5 protein-coding genes are annotated in these 9,121 nt (G+C 38.9%); 3 read left to right on the top strand and 2 right to left on the bottom strand.

Annotation, left to right across the window (positions count from 1 at the left end; genetic code table 11):
* The 3 genes from ACJJVU_RS15690 to ACJJVU_RS15680 all read left to right on the top strand — a co-directional run.
* Positions 1 to 3,428 (top strand): gliding motility-associated C-terminal domain-containing protein (locus ACJJVU_RS15690; RefSeq protein WP_405227396.1); only part of this gene is annotated, 3,428 nt, incomplete at its 5' end.
* 71 nt (positions 3,429 to 3,499) lie between these two features.
* Positions 3,500 to 4,462 carry a type IX secretion system membrane protein PorP/SprF gene (locus tag ACJJVU_RS15685; protein ID WP_035337923.1) on the top strand — a complete coding sequence of 321 codons (963 nt, stop codon included), beginning with the start codon at positions 3,500 to 3,502 and terminating at the stop codon, positions 4,460 to 4,462.
* Positions 4,463 to 4,499: 37 nt separating this feature from the next.
* Complete coding sequence (locus ACJJVU_RS15680) at positions 4,500 to 6,449, top strand: OmpA family protein (RefSeq protein WP_405227392.1); 1,950 nt, start codon at positions 4,500 to 4,502, stop codon at positions 6,447 to 6,449.
* A gap of 121 nt (positions 6,450 to 6,570) precedes the next feature.
* On the opposite strand, the gene ACJJVU_RS15675 is transcribed toward ACJJVU_RS15680, so the two are convergent.
* Positions 6,571 to 7,848: an amidohydrolase family protein gene (locus ACJJVU_RS15675; RefSeq protein WP_405227389.1), complete on the bottom strand. Its 1,278-nt coding sequence runs from the start codon at positions 7,846 to 7,848 to the stop codon at positions 6,571 to 6,573.
* Between the two features lie 3 nt (positions 7,849 to 7,851).
* On the bottom strand, positions 7,852 to 8,985 hold the full coding sequence (locus ACJJVU_RS15670; RefSeq protein ID WP_405227386.1) for a DegT/DnrJ/EryC1/StrS family aminotransferase: 1,134 nt from the start codon (positions 8,983 to 8,985) through the stop codon (positions 7,852 to 7,854).
* Between the last annotated feature and the right edge of the window lie 136 nt (positions 8,986 to 9,121).

The following is a 9,121-nucleotide window of genomic DNA, read 5'->3' as shown; positions in this document are numbered from 1 at the left end:
TTTTCACAGCAGACCCTACCGATATTGAGTATGTGGTTGCGGATGACGAAGGTAATGTTTCAGATCCTGCAAGTGTAAGTGTGAGTTTTGTTCCAAAACCACCAGTTGCGATGGATAATGCTAGTAATAATAATATGACTGGTGATCCAGTGATAATTGATGTTGCATTAAATGATATGGATCCTGATGGTACTTTAGATTTGACAAGTGTTCAAATCGTGGGTACTGCTAATCCTGGTGATGATTTAGTAGAGCCTGGCGTTGGAGTTTGGAGTGTTGATCCAGTAAGTGGAGCAATTACTTTCACCCCTTGTAGCGCAGCAGGAGTTCCTGATGCTAGTTGTGTAGGAGTATCTACCCAAGATCCACAAGACATTACTTATACAATAAATGATAATGATGGTAATGTATCTAATGCAGCTACGGTATCTGTGATGTATGATGCAGAGCCACCAGTAGCTCAAAACGATGAGAGTTTAGCAAATACGCCAGGTGCAACGGTGAGTATCGATCCAACCGCTGATAATGGTTTTGGTGTAGATGCCGATCCTGATGGAACCCTAGATGTGACGACTGTGAGCTTAGTAGTTCCAGCTGGAGCCCTAGACGTTGCTATTGATGCTAATGGAGACGTAACTGGTTACACAGTACCAGGAGAAGGTTCTTGGCAGGTGAATCCAATTACTGGTACAATAAGCTTTATTCCATTAGCTGGATTTAATGAGGATCCAACTTCGCCTGCTAGTTATACGATAGACGATAATGATGGTAACCCATCAAATATAGCTACCGTAACGGTGGATTACGTTCCTGTTGCAACTGCCGATGTAAGTGCAGATAATACAACTGGTCTTCCAGTAGTGATAGATGTACTTGCAAATGATGTTAATGGGGATGTTGTAGATCCATCGACGGTACAGATTGTTGGTACAACAAATCCTGGTGATGACCTAGTTGAACCTGGAGTAGGAGTTTGGAGTGTAGACCCAGTAACGGGTACAATTACTTTTACACCTTGTACTGCTGCGGGCATTCCAGATGCTACTTGTACAGGATTATCTGTAGAAGATCCAGCACCTATCGCTTATACAGTAATGGATAATGATGGGAATATAAGTGATCCAGCAGAGGTTTCTGTTTCTTTTGACGAATGTAATGGACAAGGACTTGGAGATTGTGATGGTGATGGTGTTTCAAATGATGATGAAGTAAATGGTGGTACTGATCCTAACGATCCTTGTTCTTATAATGCTATAGATCAAGATTTAACTATCGTTACAAATGAATGGAATAGTATTGATTGTGATATGGATGGTCTTACTAACAATGAAGAGACTACAGGAATCGATGATCCTTCAACTCCAAATGATCCAAATGGTAATACAACAGATCCACAAAATCCAGACACGGATGGTGACGGTGTAACAGATGGTGATGAAGCTGGAGATATGACAGATCCTAATGATCCTTGTGCTCTTGAGATAGCTAGTCAGACAGTTACTCCTACAATGGCATGGAATGATCTTGATTGTGATATGGATGGATTAAATAACGGTGAGGAACTTACTGGAATAGATGATCCAACAACTCCTGGAGATCCAAATGGTAATATTACAGACCCATTAGATATTGATACTGATGGTGATGGTGTGACAGATGGTCAAGAAGCTCTTGATGGTACAGATCCTAATGATAACTGTAGTTTAGTAGTAGCAAATCAGACAGAAACGACTGATGCTGCTTATAACAGTGCAGATTGTGATATGGATGGTCTTACTAACAATGAAGAGACTACGGGAATCGATGATCCTTCAACTCCAAATGATCCAAATGGTAACACAACAGATCCACAAAATCCAGATACGGATGGTGACGGTGTAACAGATGGTGATGAAGCTGGAGATATGACAGATCCTAATGATCCTTGTGCTCTTGAGATAGCTAGTCAGACAGTTACTCCTACAATGGCATGGAATGATCTTGATTGTGATATGGATGGATTAAATAACGGTGAGGAACTTACTGGAATAGATGATCCAACAACTCCTGGAGATCCAAATGGTAATATTACAGACCCATTAGATATTGATACTGATGGTGATGGTGTGACAGATGGTCAAGAAGCTCTTGATGGTACAGATCCTAATGATAACTGTAGTTTAGTAGTAGCAAATCAGACAGAAACGACTGATGCTGCTTATAACAGTGCAGATTGTGATATGGATGGTCTTACTAACAATGAAGAGACTACAGGAATCGATGATCCTTCAACTCCAAATGATCCAAATGGTAACACAACAGATCCACAAAATCCAGATACTGATGGTGACGGTGTAACAGATGGTGATGAAGCTGGAGATATGACAGATCCTAATGATCCTTGCGATTTACAAGTAAGTAGTCAATCTGTAGATCCTTCTCAGATGTGGAATGATCTTGATTGTGACCTTGATGGATTAACTAATGCAGAAGAAATCACCGGAACAGATGATCCTGATACTCCTGCAGATCCTAATGGTAATACAACAGATCCTACTAACCCTGATACAGATGGTGACGGAGTTTCTGATGGTGATGAAGCAGAAGATAAAACAGACCCTAACAGTCCATGTGATTTCTTAATAGATAGTGTTACACTACCTATGGATACTGATTTTGCTAGCCTTGATTGTGATGGCGATGGTGTAACTAATGCAGACGAAATAGCAGATGGTACAGATCCATTTGATGTTTGTGATTTAGTAGCAGATAGCCAGACTGTAACAACAACAGCAGAGTTTAACAATGCAGATTGTGACAACGATGGGTTAACTAATGAGGAAGAGATTACTGGAATAGATAATCCGCTTACTCCTTCAGATCCTAACGGTAACACTACAGATCCTACTAATCCTGATACAGATGGTGACGGAGTTTCTGATGGTAGAGAAGGATTAGATGGTACAGACCCTAATAACTCTTGTAGTTTAGAAGTAAGTAGCCAGACACTCGCTGCTAGTCAAGAATTCCTTGATGGAGATTGTGACGGTGATGGTATTCTAAACGGTGAAGAACTAGGTGACGAGAATGATAATGGTATTCCAGACTTCCTAGAAGTAAATAATGGTAATCCAGATGCAACAGATGGATTAGAAGTATTTGATATTATGACTCCTAATGGTGATGGCCTTAACGATGTCTTTGTAATAAGAGGTATCGAGCAGTATCCTAATAATAAGTTACGTATCTACAACAGATGGGGAGTGCTTGTTTGGGATGCAGACGGATATGGACAAGATAACGTCTTCTTCAGAGGAGAGTCTAATGGACGTGTAGTTGTAGATCAAGACAGGTTATTACCTGTAGGTACTTATTACTACGTACTTGACTATACAAACGATGCTGGTTCACTCAAGCAACTAGCAGGACCATTATATATTAATAGATAATAAAACAATAATATTTGGTACGCTTTCGCGAAAGCAAAAAAAGAAAGTGTACCAAATTTAAATACACACCTATGAAAAGAACATACATCGCCATAGTAGCCCTGGCAGTAGTCGTTTTAGGTCTTACAACTGAAACTGCAGTAGCACAACAAGATGCTCAGTACACGCAGTACATGTATAATACATTAAGCATTAACCCAGCCTATGCCGGCGCAAGGGGAGGTCTAAGTGTATTAGGATTACATCGCAGTCAGTGGGTAGGTCTAGATGGAGCTCCTAGAACGCAAACGGTTTCCATACATTCTCCAGTAGGAGAGTCAAAACGTGTAGGACTAGGTTTAAATATTACTAATGATGAAATATTTATAAGTAACGAGACTTACATAGATGTAGATTTTAGCTATACGATACCTACCAGTGATGAGGGAAAGCTAGCTTTTGGATTAAAAGGTGGTGTGCATTTACTTGATATTAATTACAGTCAGGCAAACCCATTTCAAAATGGGGACAATCTAGCTACGGCTCAAAATAATATTGACAACAAGTTTTCTCCGCAAATAGGACTTGGTATGTTTTACTATACTGATAAATATTACTTAGGGTTGAGTGCTCCTAATTTATTGCGCACAGAGCATTTTGATGCTAGTGACAACTCAAATAGTACAAACTCGACGTTTCTAGCTCGCGAGAGAATCAATTACTACCTAACTACTGGATATGTATTTGACATCACTCAAGACTTCAAATTTAAGCCAGCAGGACTTGTAAAAGCCGTTCAAGGAGCACCACTTCAAGTGGACGTAACAGCTAACGCATTGCTTTATGATAAGTTAACTCTTGGACTTGCTTACAGGTGGAGTGCTGCATTAAGTGGTCTTGTAGGCTTTCAGATTACAGATAGCTTAATGATTGGTTTTGCTTATGATAGGGAGACCACAGAGCTACAACAGTTTAATAATGGTAGTTATGAAGTTTTCTTAAGGTTTGAAGTATTTAAGCAGCCTAAAAAATTAATATCTCCACGTTTCTTTTAATTCTTTATTTAGTAGAAGATTTTTAAAACACATATTTATGAAACAAGTATTCCACTATATAATTATTTTATCCTTCATTTTTAGTGGTACCCTCGGGTATGCTCAAGAAGGTAAGGTTAAAGTTGCAGGAGAAAAATTTGAGGAATTTGCATACGTAAATGCACGTGATTTATACTCAAGAGTTGCAAATAGAGGGTTTACCTCTCCAGAAGTTTTTTCAAAACTAGGAGACTCTTATTACTTTACAGCAGATTATGCAGAAGCAGCACAATGGTATGAGAAGTTAGTTGCTACAGGAGAAGATGTATCTCCTGAATATTATTTTAGATATGCACAGTCGCTTAAGAGTGTTAAGAAGTACGATAAGGCAGATAAAATGATGGCTATATTCGTACAGATGAGCGGGACAGATACTCGAGGTGAAATGTTTGAAAAGGAACGTGATTACCTTAAGGAAATAGAGGCTCAGTCTGGTCGATATGCTGTTGAACAAGTAAACTTTAATACAGGATTACAAGATTTTAGCCCAAGTTTTTTGGGTGAAAGAGTTGTGATTTCTTCAAACAGAAAGAGTAGTACTGGAGATTATATTCACGATTGGAATGACCAGCCTTTCTTAGATCTATATGTAGTAGATAATGCAAAAAGCGATAATCCATCTATTGAAAAATTTTCAAAAAATATAAATACTCCATATCATGAGAGTAGCTCTGTCTTTACTGAAAGTGGAGATGAGATGTATTTTACGCGTAACAATTACAGTAAAAAAACAAAGCTTAAAAGAGATGAAGCAGGAACTACGAAATTAAAGTTGTACCATAGCTATAAGCGAGGTGGTGTATGGAGTATTCCAGAAGAGCTTCCTTTTAATAGTGATGAGTACTCTACGGCGCATCCTGCATTGAGTCCTGATGGTACGATATTGTACTTTGCATCAGATATGCCAGGTACTAAAGGATTAAGTGATATATGGATGTCTACTATAAACGAAGATGGCACTTATGGAGCACCTGTAAATCTAGGAAGCGAGATTAACACAGAAGGAAGAGAAACCTTTCCTTTTGTGAGTAGCGACAACAAATTGTTTTATGCGACAGATGGCCACATAGGTCTTGGAGGATTAGATGTGTTTGTTACTCAATTAAGTGATGATGGTAAAGTAGGAGCTTCATATAATGTAGGAAAGCCTGTTAATAGTAGTGCAGACGATTTTGGACTTATTTTAAGCGAGTCTAGAGGAACTGGATATTTTTCTTCTAATCGTGCATCTGGTCTAGGCAACGATGATATTTATAGCTTTACAAGAGATAGAAAGATTTTGACTAATTGTGCTCAAAATATCGTAGGTACCACTAGAGATGTAAAGACAGATGAAATACTTCCTCAAACTACAGTGACATTAAGAGATAAGGTAAACCAAGTTGTAGCAACGGTAACAAGTGATGATCTAGGAAAATTTACTTTTAGTGATGTAAATTGTAGTGAAACTTATGTAGTGCGAGGTGCAAAGGATACTTATGAGCCACACGAAGTTATTTTAACTACAAGTAGTGATGTAGGTGGTATTATAAATCGTGATGTTTATTTGAAGCCAGGAGCTCAACTTGTTATAGGAGGAGATCTTACTAATATACTAGAACTTAATCCAATTTATTTTGACTTTGATAAATCAAACATACGCCCAGATGCTGCTCTTGAGCTAGAGAAGGTGATTGCGGTAATGCAACAGTATCCTACTTTAAAAATTGACGTTAGATCACATACAGATAGTCGTGCCCCAGATGCTTACAACATGAAGCTCTCTCAACGTAGAAATGTATCTACCATACGCTATATTGTGCAGCAAGGCGGTATAGATGCTTCTAGGCTTACAGGTCGTGGCTATGGTGAAACGCAGCTTACAAATGCTTGTGCAAATGGCATAGAATGCTCAGAAGAAGAGCACCAGCTTAATAGAAGGTCAGAATTTATTATAATGGCAAAGTAAAACCCATTTATAACTTATAAAAAAACCTCGCTCATATACTGAGCGAGGTTTTTTTATGGGTAATGTTGAGCTTCTTAAACCGTTGAGGAAATGAGCGTCAATTGATATTACTTGGGTTTCTTTACTGCTTATATACAATACCGTTCTTCATGACAAATGAAACACGCTCTGTTGTTGTGATGTCTTGCGTAGGGTCATTATCTGTTGCAACAATGTCTGCAAGATATCCAGCAGCAATTACGCCTAGTTGTCCTTCCATATCCAATAGCTTTCCGTTAGTAATGGTAGCAGATTGAATAGCAAACATAGGTGACCACCCATATTCTGTCATGTAGCGAAACTCTTTTGCATTCTCTCCATGAGGAAACACTCCGGCATCTGTTCCAAAAGCTATTTTTACTCCAGATTGTGCAACCATGGTAAATGTCTTTTTAAGATTGGCATCTACTTTTTCAATCTTAGGAATAATAATGTCTGGATAGTATCCTTTTATTTTTGCCTTAGCTGCAACATATTTTCCTGCAGATAGTGTAGGCACTAGATAGGTTCCATGTTGTTTCATGAGTTTTACGGTTTCTTCATCCATAAAGGAGCCGTGTTCTATAGTTTGTACACCAGCTTTGATAGCGCGTTGCATACCTTCTTTTCCGTGGGCATGCGCAGCGACGTGCATTCCGTATTCTTTGGCGGTGCGCACAATCTCATCTACCTCCTCTTGGCGAAACTGTGGGTTGTCTCCGTTCTTACTCACACTAAGTACTCCACCAGTTGCAGTAATCTTTATCAAGTCGGCGCCATTTTTATAGCGTTGTCTTACTGCTTTTCTAGCATCGTCTACACTATTAATAACTCCTTCGGCCGGACCGGGATCACCCATGTTAACCTTTTTAAAGCCATTTGTGGGATCTGCATGACCTCCAGTGGTTCCTATAGCCTTTTCGGCAGTAAAGATGCGTGGGCCTCTCGTTGTGCCGTTATTAATAGCATTTCTTAAAGATACATTTACACCACTTCCTCCTAAATCTCGTACAGTAGTAAATCCTGCCATGAGTGTTCTCTCTGCAATTTCGGCAGCAGTAAAAGCTACGTCTGCTTCATTTTTAGTGAAGGTTTCCAGATATTGTTTCGGATTGGTCTCACTCTCGACGTGCACGTGCATATCTATAAAGCCAGGCATTACTGTCTTTGACTTAAGATCAATGATGGTCTGGCCACTTTTCGCGGAAGCGTAACCTTTCTCAACTTTTATAATGCTATTGCCTAAAATGGTTACCGTTTGTTCGGTTAAAACTTTTCCATTATTAGTGTCAATGAGTTTCCCGCAATGGAGAAGCGTTTCTTGACCGGATAGCATAAAACTTGTAAATATGACAAGTAGTAGAGAGAGGCAGTATTTCATAGCTTACTTATTTACAAAATCAATGATAGTTTTAGTTATAAATGCAATTTGATCATCTTCTAGTTCTGTATGCATAGGTAAGGAGATACAATCCTTCACAATAGCATTAGTCACTGGGAAGTCTGCCTCATTATAGCGAGTGTCTTTATACGCTTTCTGGCTATGCAGTGGTATTGGGTAGTACACTCCACAAGGAATGTCGTTTTCATTAAGATGCTTTACTAGCGCATCACGATCTGTATCTTTTACTCTTAATGTGTACTGGTGAAAAACATGGCAATCACAGCTATCACATATAAATGGAGTTATAATTTTAGTCTCATTTGTAAAAGCGGCAGTGTATTTACGTGCAGCATCCCTTCTAGCCTTGTTATAACTGTCTAAATGAGGTAGTTTTGCTCTAAGTACCGCAGCTTGTATGGAGTCTAGCCTACTATTAACACCTACTACGTCGTGGTGATAACGTTCATACATACCGTGGTTTACTATTCCTCTTATGGTGTGAGCTAGCTCATCATCATTTGTAAAAATAGCACCACCATCACCGTAGCATCCTAGATTTTTAGATGGAAAGAAAGACGTTGTACCTACGTGACCTATACCACCGGTTTTAACTTTCTGTCCGTCACGACCAGTAAATGTAGATCCTATTCCTTGTGCATTATCCTCTATTACATAAAGATTATGCTCCTTAGCAAGGTCCATGATGGCATCCATATTTGCTGCCATTCCAAAAAGATGCACAGGTACAATTGCTTTAGTTTTTGGAGTAATCGCCTTTTTTATGGCCTCAATGTCGATGTTAAAGTTTACTGGGTCAACATCAACTAGTACTGGTGTAAGTTTTAAAAGCGCAATAACTTCTACAGTAGCGGCAAATGTAAAATCTGCAGTGATTACTTCGTCACCTTGCTCTAGACCTAGTCCCATCATAGCAATTTGTAAAGCATCTGTACCATTTGCACAAGGAATAACATTTTTTACTCCTAGGTATTCCTCCAGTTCTTTTTGAAAGGCGTGCACTTCTGGTCCGTTTACAAAAGCGGTATTTTCAATCACCTCCATGATTGAGCTATCAACGCGTTCTTTGATCTGTGCATATTGACCTTTAAGGTCGACCATTTGAATTTTTTTCATCGTATAGTGGGAGGGAAGCAAGTGGCAACCCTGCAAGTGTAGTTATAAATAAATGTGTTTTTTCACACGAAACGAAATTACAAAAACTACAACCGCTTAACAATCTATTTATAGAACAAAGCACTATTTTTGAAAC

The organism is Dokdonia sp. Asnod1-B02 (assembly GCF_045063955.1).
Classification (GTDB): Bacteria; Bacteroidota; Bacteroidia; order Flavobacteriales; family Flavobacteriaceae; genus Dokdonia.
This window is presented reverse-complemented; position numbering and strand designations above follow the sequence as displayed.